The organism is Polaribacter sp. Z014 (genome assembly GCF_023555435.1).
GTDB lineage: Bacteria > Bacteroidota > Bacteroidia > Flavobacteriales > Flavobacteriaceae > Polaribacter.
Genome location: NZ_JALCZP010000001.1, coordinates 146,391 through 163,596, shown reverse-complemented (window position 1 = coordinate 163,596; position 17,206 = coordinate 146,391). Strand labels below are relative to the sequence as shown.

The window sequence follows — 17,206 nt, the reverse complement described above, 5'->3', positions numbered from 1 at the left end:
ATCATGCAAAAAATCGAATTAATGGCGCCTGCAGGTAATTTTGAGTCTATGCAGGCTGCTTTAGATAATGGTTGTGATTCTATTTATTTTGGAGTAGAGCAACTAAATATGCGAGCAAGAGCATCTATCAATTTTACTTTAGATGATTTAGAAGAAATTTCTAAAAGATGTTCAGAAAAAAATGTGAGAACGTATCTTACATTAAATACCATTATTTATGATCATGATTTATCAATAGTAAAAACATTGATAAAACGTGCAAAAGAGGCAAATATTACGGCGGTAATTGCTATGGATCAAGCGGTGATTTCTATGGCGAGAGAACAGCAAATGGAAGTTCATATTTCTACACAAATCAACATAACTAATATAGAAACGGTTAAGTTTTACGCACTTTTTGCTGATACAATTGTTTTAAGTAGAGAGTTGAGTTTACGTCAAGTAAAAAAGATTACAGAAGCTATAGAAAAAGAGCAAGTAAAAGGCCCTTCTGGTAAATTAGTAGAAGTAGAGATTTTTGGTCATGGAGCTTTATGTATGGCAGTTTCTGGTAAATGTTATATGAGTTTACATTCGCATAATTCATCTGCAAATAGAGGTGCTTGCAAACAGAATTGCAGAAAAAAATATACCGTTATCGATCAAGAAACTGGTTTTGAAATGGAATTGGATAATGAGTATATTATGTCTCCAAAAGACTTGTGTACAATTGATTTTTTAGACCAAGTTGCAGATGCCGGAATTAAAGTTTTAAAAATCGAAGGTAGGGGAAGAGCGCCAGAATATGTAGCTAAAGTAATTAAATGTTACCGAGATGCTATTGATAGTTTGGCAAATGGAACTTACGACAAAGAGAAAGTAATTTCTTGGATGCAAGAACTAGAGAAAGTCTACAATCGTGGTTTTTGGAATGGCTATTATTTAGGTCAGAAATTAGGAGAATGGAGTAAAGAATCTGGTTCTCATGCAACGCAAAAGAAAGTTTATTTAGGAAAAGGTGAACATTATTTTGACAAAGCAAAAATTGGTCAGTTTAAAATTGATGCCTATGATATTGCTTTAGGTGATACCATTTTAATAACTGGCCCAACAACAGGTGCGCAAGAAATGGAAGTAAAGCAAATGTTTGTAAATGATAAACCTGCAGAAAAAGCAACCAAAGGAGACGAAGTTACGATGAAATTGGACTTCAAAATTAGAAGGTCAGACAAGTTATATAAGATTGTAAAAACCGAATTCGCAGAAAACTAATGGTAGTAATTACTTTACAAAGAAACAAATGCATTGGTTGTAATTATTGTGTAGAATTAGCACCTAGTCAGTTTCAAATGTCAAAAAAAGATGGGAAATCTGTGTTACTACATTCAATAGAAAAAAAAGGGTTTTTTACTATTAAATCTTTTGATGAATCTATTTTTGATTCTTCTAACGAGGCAAAAAAGGCTTGTCCTGTTAAGATAATTGAAGTGAAGCAGATTTAAAAACTAAATATAAAATCATAAAAGACCTCAGAAATGAGGTCTTTTTTTTATTAAAAAAACTCAATTTTTACCCAAATTCTAATTCAATCTCTACAAATTCTAAAGTCAGTAAAATTTAAAAAAGTTTTCAATTTACCTTTGAAGTATTATCAAATAAAAAAGTAGTTATGTTAACTTTCTTAAACCTATTTTTTCATTCTACGAGAATGCGTATATTTACGAATTAGAGAAGATTAGGCTGTGTATGTTCATCAGTCTGATAATCAATTTATAAACCAAGAGGTTTTTAGGATTTATAGCGAGGTTTTTAGTGGATTTGCTGCTAAGAATAAACTTTAAAAGACTATCAACTATAAAAATATATATACTTACATGGCATGTGGAAGTTGTGGTACAACAGAAAATGGAGTACCAAAAGGTTGCAAGAGTAATGGTAATTGTGGGTCAGGAACCTGCGGAAGTGGTAGTAATAAACTAGCCGTTTTCGATTGGTTGTCTAATATGACCTTACCAAGTGGACAAGAAAGATTCAATATTTTTGAAGTCCGTTTTAAAAATGGAAGAAAACATTTTTATACAAACCCAGAAAATTTACCCATAACAATGGGAGATATTGTGGCGGTAGAAGGATCTCCAGGACATGATATTGGTACGGTTTCTTTGGCAGGAGAATTGGTAAAAGTGCAAATGAAGAAGCACAAAATTACTGCAGATCATGAAGATGTAAAGAAAATTTACAGAAAAGCGAGTCAGAGAGATATCGATATATGGCAGCAAGCAAGAGGTAAAGAAGAAGAAACTCAGAAAAAAGGAAGAGAAATCTTAGGTCGTTTAGGTTTGCAAATGAAATTGTCTGATGTAGAATATCAAGGTGATGGAAATAAAGCAACCTTCTATTATACGGCAGATACTAGAGTAGATTTTAGACAATTAATTAGAGATTTGGCAAGTGCGTTTTCTATTCGTGTAGAAATGAAACAAGTAGGTGCAAGACAAGAAGCTGCTCGTTTAGGAGGTGTAGGTTCTTGCGGTAGAGAGTTATGTTGTTCTACTTGGTTAACAGATTTTAGAAAAGTAACAACTTCTGCGGCTCGTTATCAACAATTATCTTTAAATCCGCTAAAATTAGCAGGTCAATGTGGTAAATTAAAATGTTGTTTAAATTTTGAATTAGACACCTATTTAGATGCCTTAAAATCATTTCCGAAACAAGATTTGGTGCTAAAAACAGAAAAAGGAGATGCTGTTTTTGTAAAGATGGATATTTTTAAAAACCATCTTTGGTATACTTATAAAGAGGAACGTTTTAAATGGTTTAGACTTACGTTAGAGCAGGTTTTAGAAATAATTGCACTCAATAAAAATAATGAGAAATCTATTTCGTTAGAAGAGTATGAAGCGGATGTAGAAATCCCTGTAAAAGTAGATTTCGAGGATGCAGTTGGGCAAGATAGTTTAACACGATTTGATGCTCCAAAAACAAGCAATCGTAATCGAAATAACAGAAATAGAAATAAGAAAAAACCAGCGGTAGCTGCTAATGTGAATAGTAAGCCAGGGGCTAAGGTGAATCCAAATCAGAAACCAAACCCAAATCAAAAGCCGAACCCAAATCAAAAAAGAAAGCCACAGGTTAAGAAACAACCGAATACAAATCCTAATCAAAAACCGAAGGCTAAACCAAACCCTAACCAAAACCCTAACCAAAACGTTCAGAAAAAGCCTAGGCCTCAACGTAAACCTAGACCAAAACCTCCGGGAGATGTAAATAAGCCAGAAGGTGAAGTTAAAAAGGTGAATAAGCCAAAAAGAAATAATAGAAACCGTAATAACAACAAACCAAAAAATGATGACAATTCTGAAAAGAAATAATTTTTCAATTGTTCTAGTAATTCTTTTTTTGATGTTTTCTTGTGATGATAAATCCGATTTTAATCAATATAAATCAATTGACGCAAAAGGTTGGAAAGCCAATGATAATGTGTCTTTTGAGTTTGATGTAAAAGATACGATTTCACCGAAAAATCTATTTATCAATATTAGAAATAATAATGAGTATAGTTTTAGTAATTTGTATGTGATTACAGAACTTATTTTTCCAAATGAAACCGTTGTTGTAGATACTTTACAATACGAAATGGCAGATAAAAGAGGGAAGTTTTTAGGTGATGGTTTTACCGAAATTAAAGAAAATAAGTTATTTTATAAAGAAAAAAAAGTATTTCCAATTTCTGGGAAATATAAGTTTAATGTGCGTCATGCAATGCGTAAAAATGGCAATGTGAAACCTATTGAGTTTTTAAAAGGAATTCAAGATGTTGGTTTTAGTATCGAAAATTAGATAAGGTTCCCGTCTAAAAGGGAAAAACAAATTAATGAAATCTCAACAATGTTGAGAAATAGTTTTTTATTATGACACAAAAGAAAACAACAAGTTTTAAAAAATATATTAAATGGTTTTGGTTGCTAGTTCTTGGCGGATTTGCAGCTATACTATTGTTATTTTTAATAGCTTCTTGGGGTGGTTTAGGAAAGTTACCAACCTTTGAGGAATTAGAAAATCCAGAAAATAATTTAGCTACAGAAATTATTTCTTCAGATGGTAAAACCTTAGGAAAATACGCTACAGAAAACAGAACACCTATAAAGTTTAAAGATTTGCCAGAAAATTTGGTAAAGGCACTCGTTGCAACAGAAGACGAACGTTTTTTTGAGCACTCTGGAATCGATTTTAAAGGAACAGCAAGAGCTGTTTTAAAACCAGGAAGTGGAGGAGCAAGTACTTTAACACAGCAATTAGCCAAAATGTTATTTACCGGTAGAGCCTCTAGAAATATCTTTTTAAGAATCGGTCAAAAAGTAAAAGAATGGGTAGTTGCAATAAAATTAGAAAGACAATATACCAAAAATGAGATTTTAACCATGTACTTAAACAAGTACGATTTTTTAAACCAAGCTGTAGGTATTCGTTCTGCTGCACGTATTTATTTTGGTAAAGAACCAAAAGAATTAGAGGTTCAAGAATCTGCTATGCTAATAGGGATGTTAAAAAATTCATCTTTATATAACCCTTTAAGAAGAGCAGAACGCGTAAAAAATCGTAGAAATGTTGTACTGAAGCAAATGAATCGTAGCGAGTTTATTTCTATGCAACAAAAAGATTCTTTACAACAATTAGATTTAGGTTTAGATATTCATAAAGAAGGGCATAGTGATGGTTCTGCAACTTATTTTAGAACGTATTTACAAAAATATTTAAGAAAATGGGTACAAGAAAACCCAAAGCCAAATGGAGAAGAGTATAATATTTTTAGAGATGGTTTAAAGATTTATGTAACCATAGACTCTAGAATGCAAAAATATGCAGAAGAAGCTATTGATGAGCATATGTCTAATTTGCAAAGCTATTTCTTTAAAGAACAAGAGAGAAATAAAACAGCTCCTTTTTACGACTTAGAACAATCGGAAATTAATACGATTTTAGAAAGAGCTAAGAAAAATTCTGATAGATATAAAAGATTAAAAATTGCTGGAAAATCTAGCAAGTATATTGATGAAGTTTTCAAAACAAAAACAAAAATGAGTGTTTTTTCTTGGAAAGGTGATATTGATACCATTATGTCTCCAATAGATTCTGTAAGATATTATAAATACTTTTTACGTTCTGGATTGTTATCTATAGAACCACAATCTGGTCATATTAAAGCTTGGGTTGGTGGTATAGATAATAAACACTTTAAATATGATGCAGTTGCACAGCAAAAAAGACAAGTAGGTTCTACTTTTAAACCGTTTGTATATGCTACAGCAATTAATCAATTAAAATTATCTCCATGTGATGAATTTCCTAATATTCCGTACACAATTCCAAAGGGAAAATACGGAATCCCAAAAGCATGGACACCAGAAAATGCTAGTAAAAAGTATGGAGGAATGCTAACTTTAAAAGATGGTTTAGCAGGTTCTGTAAATACAATGTCTGTAAGATTAATAGATATGGTTGGCCCAGAAAATGTTGTTCGTTTGGCAAAATCTGCAGGAATAGAAAGTAAAATTGAAGCAAACCCTTCTATAGCTTTAGGTGCCGTAGATTTATCGTTATTAGAAATGGTAAGTGCCTATTCTACTTTTGCAAATCAAGGTTTAAGAGTTTCTCCTATGATCTTAACAAGAATAGAAGATAAAAACGGAACCGTTTTACAAGAATTTACTCCAGAAACTAAAGAGGTTTTAAGTGAAGAATCTGCCTATGTAGTGTTAGATTTATTAAAAGGAGTTACGCAGTCTGGTTCTGGAGTTCGTTTACGTTTACCTTGGGCAAAGCCAGGTTATGTTACGGGATATCCTTATAAATTTACAAATCCTATAGCAGGTAAAACAGGAACTACTCAAAATCAATCAGACGGTTGGTTTATGGGAATAGTACCTAATTTGGCAACAGGAGTTTGGACTGGTGGAGAGGATAGAGCAACCCATTTTGCAGGTATTGCTAAAGGGCAAGGAGCAACGATGGCTTTACCATCTTGGGCGTTATATATGCAAAAATGTTATGCAGATAAAACATTAAATATCAGTAAAGAAGATTTTGAAAAACCAGAGAATTTATCAATCAATATTAATTGTGATGAAAAATCTGATGAAAAAGATAGCCCCATAGAGGAAGATACCGATTTTTAATCTGAGCTAAATTTACTTTCAGCCATATTTTTATGTAGATTAATAAAAGGTTGCCTCGAGACTAATCGATAAGTTCTAAAACAATAACATTATGATCAATAAAAAAGTAAATAACGTACAAGATGCTTTACAAGGTGTTAAAAATGGAATGACTTTTATGTTGGGTGGATTTGGTTTATGTGGAATTCCAGAAAATGCTATTGCTGAATTGGTGAAACTAGATGTTAGAGAGGTTACTTGTATTTCTAACAATGCAGGTGTAGATGATTTTGGTTTGGGATTATTGCTTCAAAATAAACAAATCAAAAAAATGATTTCTTCTTATGTAGGAGAAAATGATGAGTTTGAAAGACAAATGTTATCTGGAGAATTAGAGGTCGAGTTAACTCCGCAAGGAACATTAGCAGAAAAGTGTAGAGCTGCACAAGCAGGTTTTCCTGCTTTTTACACACCTGCAGGTTACGGAACAGAAGTTTCCGAAGGAAAAGAAACTAGAGAGTTTGATGGAAAAATGTATGTATTAGAACCTGCTTTTAAAGCAGATTTTGCATTTGTAAAAGCATGGAAAGGAGATGCTGCCGGTAATTTAATTTTTAAAGGTACTTCTAGAAATTTTAATCCTAATATGTGTGGAGCCGCAACAATTACAGTGGCAGAGGTAGAGGAAATGGTTGAAGTTGGTGAATTAGATCCAAATAATATTCATATTCCCGGAATATTTGTACAACGTATTTTTCAAGGAAAGGATTATGAAAAGAGAATTGAACAACGAACTATAAGACAAAACGAATAGTTATGGCTTTAGATAAGAATGGTATTGCAAAAAGAATAGCACAAGAAATCCAAAATGGGTTTTATGTGAACTTAGGTATTGGTATTCCAACGTTAGTTGCAAATTATGTAGGTGAAGATATAGAGGTTGAGTTTCAAAGTGAAAATGGTGTTCTAGGCATGGGACCTTTTCCTTTTGAAGGGCAAGAAGATGCCGATATTATTAATGCAGGGAAACAAACGATTACAACAATGCCTGGAGCAAGTTTTTTCGATTCTGCTATGAGCTTTGCAATGATTAGAGGTAAACATGTAGATTTAACTATTTTAGGAGCTATGGAAGTTGCAGAAAATGGAGACATTGCTAACTGGAAAATTCCTGGTAAAATGGTAAAAGGAATGGGAGGAGCAATGGATTTAGTAGCTTCTGCAGAAAATATTATCGTTGCCATGATGCATACCAATAAACATGGGGAATCTAAAATTTTAAAACAATGTTCTTTGCCTTTAACAGGTGTAGGTTGTGTTACAAAAGTAGTGACAAATTTGGCGCTTCTAGAAGTAAAGGATAATGTGTTTCATTTATTAGAAAGAGCTCCTGGAGTAACTGTTGAAGAAATTAAAAAAGCAACAGAAGGAACCTTGGTTGTAAGTGGAGAAATCCCAGAAATGAATATTTAAAATGAAGTTATTTAAGAAAACATATTGGTTAATTTATCCGATTACTATCGTGCTGTTTATGTTGATTTTTGATCAATTTTATAAAATAGATAGCCTTCCTTTAAAAGCGGGTATATGTGCTGTTTTAGCTTTTATGATATCGCCAAGAAAAAAAATAATTATAACTCAAACTGGAAAGAAAAAACAAATTACTTGGCTCTTTTTAAAGAATCCTATTTTTTTAGATTAAAATAGAAAAAATAATATTGGAATAGAATATCTTGCGAAAAAACTAGGTTTAGTAATCTTCTTTTTAACAATTGTTTTTATTGCAATATTAGATTTTGGCTTTAAAATTGATAGTTCAATTATGAGAATAATTATTGCAGCACCTTTAGCTGTCGTTTTATCACCAAGAAAAAATAAAATTAGTACACAAACAGGTTCTAAGACCCATTTTACTGGGTTCTTGTTAAAGAATCTAATAATTATAGAATAATAATAAAACTAAAGTGTTTTCCTTTTTTTGGAAAATAAAAAAGCATATATGAAGATATTATCATACAACGTAAACGGAATTAGAGCCGCCTTAAAAAAGGGTTTTTTAGAATGGTTAGAGGCAGCAAATCCAGATGTAATTTGTATACAAGAAACCAAAGCGCATAAAGAACAATTAGATCTTACGGATTTTGAAAATGCGGGATATCCATATCATTATTGGTTTTCTGCACAGAAAAAAGGGTACTCTTCGGTAGCTATTTTTTGTAAAGAAAAACCAAATCATGTAGAATACGGTACCGGAATAGAATCAATGGATTTTGAAGGTAGAAATTTACGTGTAGATTTTGATAATGTTTCTGTAATGAGCTTGTATTTGCCTTCTGGTACTAATTCTGAAAGATTAGATTTTAAGTTTAAATACATGGATGAATTTCAAGAATACATCAATAATTTAAAACAAGAAATCCCAAACTTAGTGATCTGTGGCGATTATAATATTTGTCATGAAGAAATTGATATTCACAACCCAAAAATGAAAGGCGTTTCGGGCTTTTTACCAGAAGAAAGAACTTGGATTGGTGAGTTTATTAAGAGCGGATTTATAGATAGTTTTCGTTTTTTAAATCAAGAGAAACAAGAATATTCTTGGTGGAGTTATAGAGCAAATTCTAGAGCTAATAATAAAGGTTGGCGTTTAGATTATGCCATGGTATCAGAACCTTTAAAAGATAAAATTTCTAGGGCATATATTTTACCAGAAGCAAAACATTCTGACCATTGCCCAATTGCAGTAGAACTTAGTTTATAAAAATAATGAACAAAATTAAACTTACGCTTGCATTTTTTTTATTGATTTCTTTAGAGTCTTTTGCACATTCTGAAGTAAAACAATCTATATATAGAAATGGAATTGGAATGGGAAGTGTCATTGCTATTGTTATTTCTTGGAGTAAAAATAAATCTGTTTTATATGCTATTCTTCACGGGGTTTTAAGTTGGCTTTATGTGATTTATTATATTATTAATCGTGAAGACAAAGAAAAGAATAATTAAAATATGAAGAAACTATTTATATTCATCCTATTAACTAGTACTGTCTTTTCGCAAGAGAAAAAAGACACCTTATTTATTGCGCAAGATTCTATAATAGAATCAAACAATCAATTTTTGTTTTCCGATGCTGATTTAGATTTAATTGATAGTTTATTGGTAGATCAAAAATTTCAATCTGCTTTGGTAGATTCTTTAAGTTATATAATTAACGATAAAGATATTATTGGCAATACAGATACGGCTTTAAGTACAGATTTATTAAAGGTTAGACTGTCTAATTTAAATGATAAAACGCCTTTTAATTTAGCTTTTAATCCATCGTTAGAAAAAGTAATAAACAGTTATTTATTGTATCGTAAAAGATACTATCCAGGTTTAATGGCAAAAGCAAAATATTATTTCCCCGTGTTTGAGCAATATCTAGATCAATATGATATTCCGTTAGAAATGAAATATTTGGCAATTGTAGAGTCTGCTTTAAGACCTCAAATTAAATCTAGAGTTGGTGCTACTGGTTTGTGGCAATTTATGTACGGTACTGGTATTCAGTTCGATTTAAAAGTAAGTTCTTATGTAGATGAGCGCCAAGATCCTGTAAAAGCAACTATAGCAGCTTGTAAATATTTAAGCGAGTTATTTACTCTTTTTGGTGATTGGGATTTAGCACTAGCTGCCTATAATTCTGGCCCGGGAAATGTAAGAAAAGCTATAAAAAGATCTGGAGGATATAAAAATTATTGGAATATAAGACCTTATTTACCAAGGGAAACTGCAGATTATGTGCCTGCTTTTTATGCAACTATGTATATTTTTGAATATGCAAATGAGCATAATATTTATTCTGAATTACCAAAGTTCTTCAACTTTCAGACAGATACCATTCAAATAAAAAGAACCATTAGTTTCGATCAAATTTCAGAGAAAATAGATGTGGATGAAGATGTTTTGTCAGAATTAAACCCATCTTATAAATTAGATATTATTCCGTTTATAAAAGATAGAAAATATGCTTTAAGGTTACCGAGTGATAAGATTATTGAATTTTTAGATAAAGAAAAAGAAATTTATGCTTTGGCAGATACAGATGATGCACAAAGAGAGAAACCTTTACCTAAATATTTTGAAATGGACCAACGTGTTCGTTACAAAGTAAGAAGTGGAGATTTTTTAGGTAAAATTGCAAATAAATTTGGTGTACGTGTAAGTGATCTTAAACGTTGGAATAGTTTAAAAACAAGCCGATTAAAAATAGGTCAGAGATTGTCTGTTTATCCAAAGAAATTAGGGAAATAGTTTGTTGTTAAAGAAAAAATAAAGAAGTAAAACTTACCATAAAAGATACCTAAAAAAACATTTTTAAATTTTTCTTTGAAAAAATAATAATTTTCCTGAAAAATATTTGAAAGTGGAACAATATTTGAAATGCTAAAGAATTAAAACCCATAACTAAACTAAATTACTTTAAAAGCTAAACCCATGAAAAAAATATATCTATTATTTTCTCTTGCATTTTTTATATTATCGTGTGATAATGGTAAAGATAAAATTATTTTACAATCGTCTGTTGGTAAGGTAAATAAAGTAATGGTGATTACTAAGGCGAGTGATTGGGCTGGCGATATTGGAAAGGAAATTAGAAATTCTTTTGGAGAATTAATGGTGGGTTTACCACAACCAGAATCTCTTTTATCAGTTTCTCAAGTAGCGCCAAATGGTTTTGGTAAAATGATGAAGGTTGCTAGAAATATTATGATTATTGGGGTTTCAGATGAAGCGCAATTTTATGTAAAAAATAATGTGTATGCGCAGCCACAAACTATTGTGTATGTGTACGGAAAAGATAGAGAAGGTGTTGTAAAAATGTTTAAAAAGCACGAGAAAGAAATTATTAAAACGTTTTTAGACTCTGATGCTTCAATGCTTCAGAATTTGTTTGCAAAGGATAAATTAGATGATACTCAGTTTAAAACATTACAAAATTTAGGAATTTCTTTAACTATTAGCAATAAATTTAATTTGGTAGATGATACTGGAGATTTTTTGTGGTTGCGCCAACATTTGTCTAGTGGAATTGCAAAAACAGGAAGTAATAATATTTTAGTATATTCAGTTCCTTTAGAGGATGAAACACAGGTTGCTGATAGCATTGTTTCTGTTAGAAACAAAATTGGAAAAAAACATATTCCGGGTTCAGACCCAAAAACAATGTATATGATTACAGAAAAAGCGTATACTCCTTTTACTTTTGACGCCGTTATAGATGGAAAAAAAGCTTATGAAACTCGTGGGAAATGGGAAGTAAAAAATGATTTTATGGCAGGACCTTTTTTAAACTACACCGTAGTTGATAAAAAGAACAATAGATTAATTATTTTTGAGGGATTTACGTATGCACCTTCGGTGAATAAAAGAGCATTTTTATTTGAGTTAGAGGCAATTGGAAAATCTATGAAGATTCAATAAAAAAACTTTATAAGTATAAAAAAATCCGAAAGCATTTGCTTTCGGATTTTTTTATGGAATTCAATCAACATTTATTTCATAATTGAAAAGAATTCTCACATATTTTTATGCTGTTAGTAACCAATTTTAGCTCTTACTCTTTTTAGAACTCCATTAGCAACAACAGTTGCTTTTTCTGCTCCAATTTTTAAAGCCTCATCAAGTTCATGCTTATTTTCCATATAATGATTGTAGCGGTCTCTTATTGGAGAAAACTGCTCAACAATCAATTCATATAAAGCTTGTTTTGCATGTCCGTAGCCATAATTTCCACCTTCGTAATTTGCTCTCATGGTTGCAGTTTGCGCTTCGGTTGCTAATAATTTATACAAAGCAAAAACATTATCTGTATCTGGGTTTTTAGGATCTTCTAAACCTAAACTATCTGTTTTAATAGACATTACTTGTTTTCTTAACTTTTTGTCTGGTAAGAAAATATTGATAAGATTATTTCTAGATTTACTCATTTTTTCACCATCAATTCCGGGAACTAACTTAGTGTTTTCTTGTATTCCTGGTTGTGGCGGAACCAACGTTTCTCCGACAATATTGTTAAATCTATTAGCAACATCACGTGTCATTTCTAAATGCTGTAATTGATCTTTACCTACAGGTACAATTTCTGCATCATACAATAAAATGTCTGCAGCCATTAACATTGGGTACGTAAATAAACCGGCATTAACATCACCTAATCTATCTGCTTTGTCTTTAAATCCATGTGCTAAAGTTAATCTTTGGTATGGAAAAAAACAGCTTAAATACCAAGTTAATTCTGTTGTTTGTGGTATATCACTTTGTCTGTAGAATATGGTTTTATTAATGTCTAATCCACAAGCAAGCCAAGTAGCAGCAACACTATATGTGTTTTCTCTTAATTCTTCCCCATCTTTAATCTGGGTTAAAGAATGCATATCTGCAATAAATATAAAAGATTCATTCCCTGGGCTATTTGCCATTTTTATTGCTGGTAAAATAGCTCCTAATAAATTTCCTAAATGTGGGGTTCCTGTACTTTGTACACCTGTTAAAATTCTAGACATTACTTTGTTTTTATCTTTTTTTGATTGAGAGATTCTAATTACACTCTACAAGTACAAAAATAAGGTTTTGTTTAAGAAAACCTATCAAACAAAAGAATATTAGTATTTTTGCTTACAGATTAAGTTTTAGAGTGTCAACTTTATTCTTTTTAAGTTATAATAATTAAAAGTACTATTAAACGTTTGGTAATATTGTGAAGTATATTAAAATTCCTTTTCTTCTTATTTGGCGTCTGTGGTTCTACATTTTAATGTTTACAACTGTCGTAATAATGTCTCCTTTACTGTTTATTTTTACAATAAAAGAAGACTCCTATCATTTACTTTGGAAATTAGTTAGAATTTGGTCTAAAGTTTTAATTTACGGAATGGGTTTTCGTTTAAATTTGCAATTAGATGAAAAAATAGCACCAGATAAAAGTTATATGTTTTGCCCAAATCATACTTCTTTAATGGATCCTTTTGTGCTGGTAGTTTCAAGTAAAAACCCTATTGTATTTGTTGGTAAACACGAATTGGCTAAAATACCTGTATTTGGTTTTTTTTATAAGAGAGCTGTTATTATGGTTGATAGAAAAGATCCAGAAAGTAGAAGAAGAGTTTATAGAATGGCTAAAAAAAGATTGCAAAATGGTGTAAGTATGGCTATTTTTCCTGAAGGATTAGTGCCAGAAGAAAATGTTGTTTTGGCTCCATTTAAAAAAGGTGCTTTTAGTTTGGCTATAGAATTTGATATGCCAATTGTACCTCAGGTGTATTACGATAGTAAACGTCTATTTTCTTGGGATGTTTTTAAAGGTGGTTTTGGAACTTTAAGAGTGCATCAACATCCGTTTATTATAACCAAAGGATTGTCTATTAGTGATGTAAATAATTTAAAAGACAAAACATTTAATATCATTTACAATGATTTGGTAAGTGATAAAAAGTACATGAAAGATACAAATAGCGCAAAATGAAAGAAAAATTTAATCATGGATATTCAGAAACAGAAGAACGCTTAAACGTTTGGTCTCATGGTTTAGGTTTGCTTGCAAGTATTCTTGTTTTTCCTTTCTTAATAGCAAAAGCAACAAACTATATTAACTTTTGGGAGGTTACTAGTTTTGTAATTTACGGGTTAAGTTTAATTATTTTATACGCTGCTTCTACATTTTATCATGCAGCGAAAAATCCGAAGAAAAGAAGACGGTTAAATATTTTTGATCACGCTGCTATTTATGCTTTAATTGCTGGGAGTTATACCCCTTTTTGTTTGGTTGCTTTAAACTCTGACTTAGGTTGGTATATGTTTATTGCGGTTTGGGTATTTGCTTTAACAGGTATTATTTTAAAGTTGTTTTTTACCGGAAGATTCGATAAAATTTCTACAGCAATGTATCTTTTAATGGGGTGGCAAGTGGTGTTTTTTATAAAACCTTTAATGGTTGCTTTACCAAGTTTTAATTTAAACTTATTAATTGGTGGAGGTGTTTTTTATACCATTGGTGCTATTTTATATTCTATTAAAAAGATACCTTATAACCACGCAATTTTTCACGTATTTGTTTTATTAGGTAGTATCAGTCATTTTATAGCCATTTACTACTTGTAATTTTTAAATCCAGTCTTTAAAAGGATGTTTACTAATGCTAGAATTATAGTATTTTACATCTCCAGTAACTTCTTGGTCTAACCAATTTGGTTTTGTAAAAGTTTCAGTTTCTGAGTTTAATTCTACTTCTGCAACCTTTAAACCATGGTTGTCACCATAAAATTCATCCACCTCAAAAGTGTGATTACCAATTTTAACTAGGTATCTTGTTTTATCAATAATACTAGGTTCACACAATAAAAGTAAATTTTCTGCTTCTGCTTTGTCAATTTCTTTTTCCCACTCAAAACGGGTTGTTCCTGTTGCGTTAGACTTTCCTTTAATAGTTATAAAAGCTTTTTCATCAGCTATTCTAATTCTTACAGTTCTGTTTTTATCAGAATTTAAATACCCTTGTTTAATGCTTTTTTGAGCAAAACTTTTACTTTTGAAATCATCGTTTTTTACTAAAAATTTTCTTTCTATTTCTAAGCTCATAAAATCTTTTCATTTTTGTACTAATGTAAGGTGTTTTATCGTTATTGTAACAATAAATAAATATCTTTGAGAATCAAAATTTAATAATGAAAAAACTATTATTACTATATATATTGCTATTTTCAGTACTTTTTTCTGCTCAAACAGATTACAGTGCTTCTTGGGAAGATTTTTATTCTTACAACAATGTAAAAGATTTTGTGAAGGTAGATAATGTAATTTATGCATTGGCAGACAATGCTGTTTTTACGTATGATGTGACTACTAATGAGATAGAAAAACTATCTTCTATACAAGGTTTGTCTGGAGAAATTACAAGTGCTATTCATTACAGTAGTGCTTTTGAGAGGCTTGTAATTGGTTATGAAAATGGCTTGGTAGAAGTTGTAGATAAGGATGGTTTAATAACCATTTCATCAGATATTGTAAGTTTTAATCAATCTGGAGAAAAAAGTATCAATGATATTACGGAGTATAACAATAAATTGTATTTGTCTACACCATTTGCTATTGTTGCTTATGATATTGATAAGTTAGAGTTTGGAGACACCTATTTTATAGGTTCGGGTTCTAGTGCTGTAAAAGTGAATCAAACTGTAGTGTTTAATAATACTATTTATGCAGCCACAGAAAATGGGTTTTTTACGGCAGATATAACAAGTAATTTGTTAATAGATTCTAATAATTGGCAACAACACTCTACAAGTATAAATTTTAATGAAATATTAAGTTTTAATAATACTGTTTATACGGTTTCAGGAACAAGATTGTATGAAATAAATGGAGTGAGTTTAAGTGAAAAAAGAAGTTTTTCTCAAACAATTGTTTCTATTAAAAGTTCACCTTCTTTTTTAGCAGTAACTCTAAACGAGAGTTCAGAGATTTTAGATACATCATTAAACACCCCCTTTCAATTTAACAGAACAACCGATTTTGATTTTACTCTAAACACTTCTTTTTTTGAAAATGATATTGTTTATCTAGCAACACAAGAGTTTGGTGTTTTACAAAAAGCTGCAAATGGCGTTGATTATTTAGAAATTCATCCAGAAGGTCCTGTAGAAAATGATGTTTTTTCTATTACTGCGAGTAATAGTAATGTTTGGGTTGTTTATGGAGGGTACGATGCTACGTATACGCCTATTGGAAATAGAATAGGTTTTATCAGCCACTATAACAAGGGAGAACCCGATGGAGAAAAATGGAAAAATATAAATTTAAATGCAGAGGCTCCATTTACAGATTTAAACCATATTACCATTGACCCAAATGCAGAAAACAAAGTATATGTAAGTTCTTTTGGTGATACGAATATAACTTCTATTAATAATAAAAATGCAACAGGAGGTTTATTAGTGATAGAAAACGATGAATTAAAAACATTTTATAATGATTCTAATAGTTCTTTAGAAGATATTGTTGCGGATATCCCAAACAGAGTAACCATAAGAGTTAGTGGTACTGTTTTCGATCCGCAAGGAAATTTATGGGTTACAAATGTTTTAGTAGATAATGAGTTACACAAACTTTCTACAAGCGGCAATTGGTCTAGTTTTGATATGAGATCTGTAGAAACAGATGTTAGTAAAGCAGGTATTAGTGAAATTGCTATAGATAACAATAACAGTCTTTGGTATGGGGCTAGAGCAAATGGAGTCTACGTTTTTAATGAAAACGGAAATAGAAAAAAAGCATTGATTGCAACCCCTAACTTAGGAAATCTTCCGGATGCAAATGTAGAATCTGTAGCTATAGATGGTAGTAATAGAGTTTGGATTGGTACCAGATCTGGTTTGGTAATGTATAACAATGCATCAGGCGTTTTTGATGATACCACACCAAACGCTAATGCTGTAGTTATTAACGGAAACGAAGAGGGTTTTGGAGAAAGACTTTTAGGAGATCAAAGAGTTAATAGTATTGCAATAGATGGTGCAGATAATAAATGGTTTGGTACAGATAATGGTGGTGTAATTTATACAAATCCGAATGGGCAAACAACGTTAGCAAATTTTAGCATGGACAATTCGCCATTACCATCTAATAAAATTGTAAAAATTGCCGTAGATAATAGTACTGGTAAAGTTTATTTTGCAACCAATAAAGGTATTGTTGCTTATAATAGTAAAGTGTCGCCCTTTGGAGATGTAATTCCTGAGGTGTATGCATACCCAAATCCTGCTTTAAAAAATCATGAAACGATAACTATTGATGGTAGAAACGGAGCCCATTTACCTAAAGGAACCAACGTAAAAATAATAGATGTTGCTGGTAATTTGGTGTATGAAACCAATGTAGTAGAAGGGCAGGAATTACAAGGGGGAAAAGTGGTTTGGGATAAAAAAAATCTGGCAGGTACTAAAGTAGCTTCTGGTATTTATATTGTGTTATTATCTAATGATGATGCTTCAGAAACAGGCGTTACAAAAATTGCAATTGTAAATTAA

Annotated in this window: 18 protein-coding genes; 16 read left to right on the top strand and 2 right to left on the bottom strand. The window is 31.1% G+C overall.

Annotation, left to right across the window (positions count from 1 at the left end; translation table 11 throughout):
• Window positions 1–3 precede the first annotated feature (3 nt).
• The 13 genes from MPF19_RS00755 to MPF19_RS00700 all read left to right on the top strand — a co-directional run bounded on the left by MPF19_RS00755 (window position 4) and on the right by MPF19_RS00700 (window position 11,606).
• Window positions 4–1,251 carry a peptidase U32 family protein gene (locus MPF19_RS00755; protein WP_249986391.1) on the top strand — a complete coding sequence of 416 codons (1,248 nt, stop codon included), beginning with the start codon at window positions 4–6 and terminating at the stop codon, window positions 1,249–1,251.
• Window positions 1,251–1,481 (top strand): ferredoxin, encoded by a 231-nt coding sequence (locus MPF19_RS00750; RefSeq protein ID WP_203393350.1) that lies wholly within the window; start codon window positions 1,251–1,253, stop codon window positions 1,479–1,481. The genes MPF19_RS00755 and MPF19_RS00750 overlap by 1 nt, the downstream gene beginning before the upstream one ends.
• Before the next feature lie 372 nt (window positions 1,482–1,853).
• Window positions 1,854–3,353 carry a PSP1 domain-containing protein gene (locus tag MPF19_RS00745; protein ID WP_249986390.1) on the top strand — a complete coding sequence of 500 codons (1,500 nt, stop codon included), beginning with the start codon at window positions 1,854–1,856 and terminating at the stop codon, window positions 3,351–3,353.
• Window positions 3,328–3,822 carry a gliding motility lipoprotein GldH gene (locus tag MPF19_RS00740; protein WP_249986389.1) on the top strand — a complete coding sequence of 165 codons (495 nt, stop codon included), beginning with the start codon at window positions 3,328–3,330 and terminating at the stop codon, window positions 3,820–3,822. The genes MPF19_RS00745 and MPF19_RS00740 overlap by 26 nt, the downstream gene beginning before the upstream one ends.
• A 71-nt stretch (window positions 3,823–3,893) precedes the next feature.
• Window positions 3,894–6,158 (top strand): penicillin-binding protein 1A, encoded by a 2,265-nt coding sequence (locus MPF19_RS00735; protein WP_249986388.1) that lies wholly within the window; start codon window positions 3,894–3,896, stop codon window positions 6,156–6,158.
• Window positions 6,159–6,249: 91 nt separating this feature from the next.
• Window positions 6,250–6,951 carry a CoA transferase subunit A gene (locus MPF19_RS00730; RefSeq protein ID WP_249986387.1) on the top strand — a complete coding sequence of 234 codons (702 nt, stop codon included), beginning with the start codon at window positions 6,250–6,252 and terminating at the stop codon, window positions 6,949–6,951.
• Between the two features lie 2 nt (window positions 6,952–6,953).
• Window positions 6,954–7,610: a 3-oxoacid CoA-transferase subunit B gene (locus MPF19_RS00725; protein WP_249986386.1), complete on the top strand. Its 657-nt coding sequence runs from the start codon at window positions 6,954–6,956 to the stop codon at window positions 7,608–7,610.
• A 1-nt stretch (window position 7,611) separates the two neighbouring features.
• Window positions 7,612–7,839: a hypothetical protein gene (locus MPF19_RS00720; protein WP_249986385.1), complete on the top strand. Its 228-nt coding sequence runs from the start codon at window positions 7,612–7,614 to the stop codon at window positions 7,837–7,839.
• A gap of 120 nt (window positions 7,840–7,959) precedes the next feature.
• Entirely contained in the window at window positions 7,960–8,088 is a 129-nt protein-coding gene (locus tag MPF19_RS19280) for a hypothetical protein (protein ID WP_284041316.1), read from the top strand.
• Between the two features lie 48 nt (window positions 8,089–8,136).
• Window positions 8,137–8,898: an exodeoxyribonuclease III gene (locus MPF19_RS00715; protein ID WP_203393343.1), complete on the top strand. Its 762-nt coding sequence runs from the start codon at window positions 8,137–8,139 to the stop codon at window positions 8,896–8,898.
• A 5-nt stretch (window positions 8,899–8,903) separates the two neighbouring features.
• Window positions 8,904–9,143 (top strand): hypothetical protein, encoded by a 240-nt coding sequence (locus MPF19_RS00710; RefSeq protein WP_249986384.1) that lies wholly within the window; start codon window positions 8,904–8,906, stop codon window positions 9,141–9,143.
• A gap of 3 nt (window positions 9,144–9,146) precedes the next feature.
• Window positions 9,147–10,436 (top strand): lytic transglycosylase domain-containing protein, encoded by a 1,290-nt coding sequence (locus MPF19_RS00705; RefSeq protein WP_249986383.1) that lies wholly within the window; start codon window positions 9,147–9,149, stop codon window positions 10,434–10,436.
• Between the two features lie 183 nt (window positions 10,437–10,619).
• Window positions 10,620–11,606, top strand: coding sequence for a DUF4837 family protein (locus MPF19_RS00700; protein ID WP_249986382.1), 987 nt, complete (start codon window positions 10,620–10,622; stop codon window positions 11,604–11,606).
• Window positions 11,607–11,719: 113 nt separating this feature from the next.
• Here the strand turns inward: MPF19_RS00700 and trpS are convergent, their stop codons facing one another.
• A complete protein-coding gene (gene trpS, locus MPF19_RS00695; RefSeq protein WP_203393340.1) occupies window positions 11,720–12,688 on the bottom strand; it encodes a tryptophan--tRNA ligase in 969 nt (322 codons plus the stop codon).
• A 272-nt stretch (window positions 12,689–12,960) separates the two neighbouring features.
• Between trpS and MPF19_RS00690 the strand changes: the two genes are divergently transcribed.
• Together MPF19_RS00690 and trhA are read left to right on the top strand one after the other, a co-directional pair.
• Window positions 12,961–13,647 carry a lysophospholipid acyltransferase family protein gene (locus tag MPF19_RS00690; RefSeq protein WP_249986381.1) on the top strand — a complete coding sequence of 229 codons (687 nt, stop codon included), beginning with the start codon at window positions 12,961–12,963 and terminating at the stop codon, window positions 13,645–13,647.
• Window positions 13,644–14,282, top strand: a complete 639-nt coding sequence (trhA, locus tag MPF19_RS00685; protein WP_249986380.1) for a PAQR family membrane homeostasis protein TrhA — start codon at window positions 13,644–13,646, stop codon at window positions 14,280–14,282. Before MPF19_RS00690 ends, trhA begins: the two co-directional genes overlap by 4 nt.
• Before the next feature lie 3 nt (window positions 14,283–14,285).
• On the opposite strand, the gene MPF19_RS00680 is transcribed toward trhA, so the two are convergent.
• A complete protein-coding gene (locus tag MPF19_RS00680) occupies window positions 14,286–14,759 on the bottom strand; it encodes a CYTH domain-containing protein (RefSeq protein WP_249986379.1) in 474 nt (157 codons plus the stop codon).
• An 86-nt stretch (window positions 14,760–14,845) separates the two neighbouring features.
• Between MPF19_RS00680 and porZ the strand changes: the two genes are divergently transcribed.
• Window positions 14,846–17,206, top strand: coding sequence for a type IX secretion system anionic LPS delivery protein PorZ (porZ, locus tag MPF19_RS00675; protein ID WP_249986378.1), 2,361 nt, complete (start codon window positions 14,846–14,848; stop codon window positions 17,204–17,206).

Coding starts and splice junctions, on each gene's coding strand:
- trpS (WP_203393340.1), bottom strand. CDS start 12,688: ATGTCTAGAATTTTAACAGGTGTACAAAGTACAGGAACCCCACATTTA.
- MPF19_RS00705 (WP_249986383.1), top strand. CDS start 9,147: ATGAAGAAACTATTTATATTCATCCTATTAACTAGTACTGTCTTTTCG.
- MPF19_RS00720 (WP_249986385.1), top strand. CDS start 7,612: ATGAAGTTATTTAAGAAAACATATTGGTTAATTTATCCGATTACTATC.
- MPF19_RS00710 (WP_249986384.1), top strand. CDS start 8,904: ATGAACAAAATTAAACTTACGCTTGCATTTTTTTTATTGATTTCTTTA.
- MPF19_RS00730 (WP_249986387.1), top strand. CDS start 6,250: ATGATCAATAAAAAAGTAAATAACGTACAAGATGCTTTACAAGGTGTT.
- MPF19_RS00700 (WP_249986382.1), top strand. CDS start 10,620: ATGAAAAAAATATATCTATTATTTTCTCTTGCATTTTTTATATTATCG.
- MPF19_RS00755 (WP_249986391.1), top strand. CDS start 4: ATGCAAAAAATCGAATTAATGGCGCCTGCAGGTAATTTTGAGTCTATG.
- MPF19_RS00690 (WP_249986381.1), top strand. CDS start 12,961: ATGTCTCCTTTACTGTTTATTTTTACAATAAAAGAAGACTCCTATCAT.
- MPF19_RS00745 (WP_249986390.1), top strand. CDS start 1,854: ATGGCATGTGGAAGTTGTGGTACAACAGAAAATGGAGTACCAAAAGGT.
- MPF19_RS00680 (WP_249986379.1), bottom strand. CDS start 14,759: ATGAGCTTAGAAATAGAAAGAAAATTTTTAGTAAAAAACGATGATTTC.
- porZ (WP_249986378.1), top strand. CDS start 14,846: ATGAAAAAACTATTATTACTATATATATTGCTATTTTCAGTACTTTTT.
- MPF19_RS00715 (WP_203393343.1), top strand. CDS start 8,137: ATGAAGATATTATCATACAACGTAAACGGAATTAGAGCCGCCTTAAAA.
- MPF19_RS00740 (WP_249986389.1), top strand. CDS start 3,328: ATGATGACAATTCTGAAAAGAAATAATTTTTCAATTGTTCTAGTAATT.
- MPF19_RS19280 (WP_284041316.1), top strand. CDS start 7,960: ATGAGAATAATTATTGCAGCACCTTTAGCTGTCGTTTTATCACCAAGA.
- MPF19_RS00725 (WP_249986386.1), top strand. CDS start 6,954: ATGGCTTTAGATAAGAATGGTATTGCAAAAAGAATAGCACAAGAAATC.
- MPF19_RS00750 (WP_203393350.1), top strand. CDS start 1,251: ATGGTAGTAATTACTTTACAAAGAAACAAATGCATTGGTTGTAATTAT.
- trhA (WP_249986380.1), top strand. CDS start 13,644: ATGAAAGAAAAATTTAATCATGGATATTCAGAAACAGAAGAACGCTTA.
- MPF19_RS00735 (WP_249986388.1), top strand. CDS start 3,894: ATGACACAAAAGAAAACAACAAGTTTTAAAAAATATATTAAATGGTTT.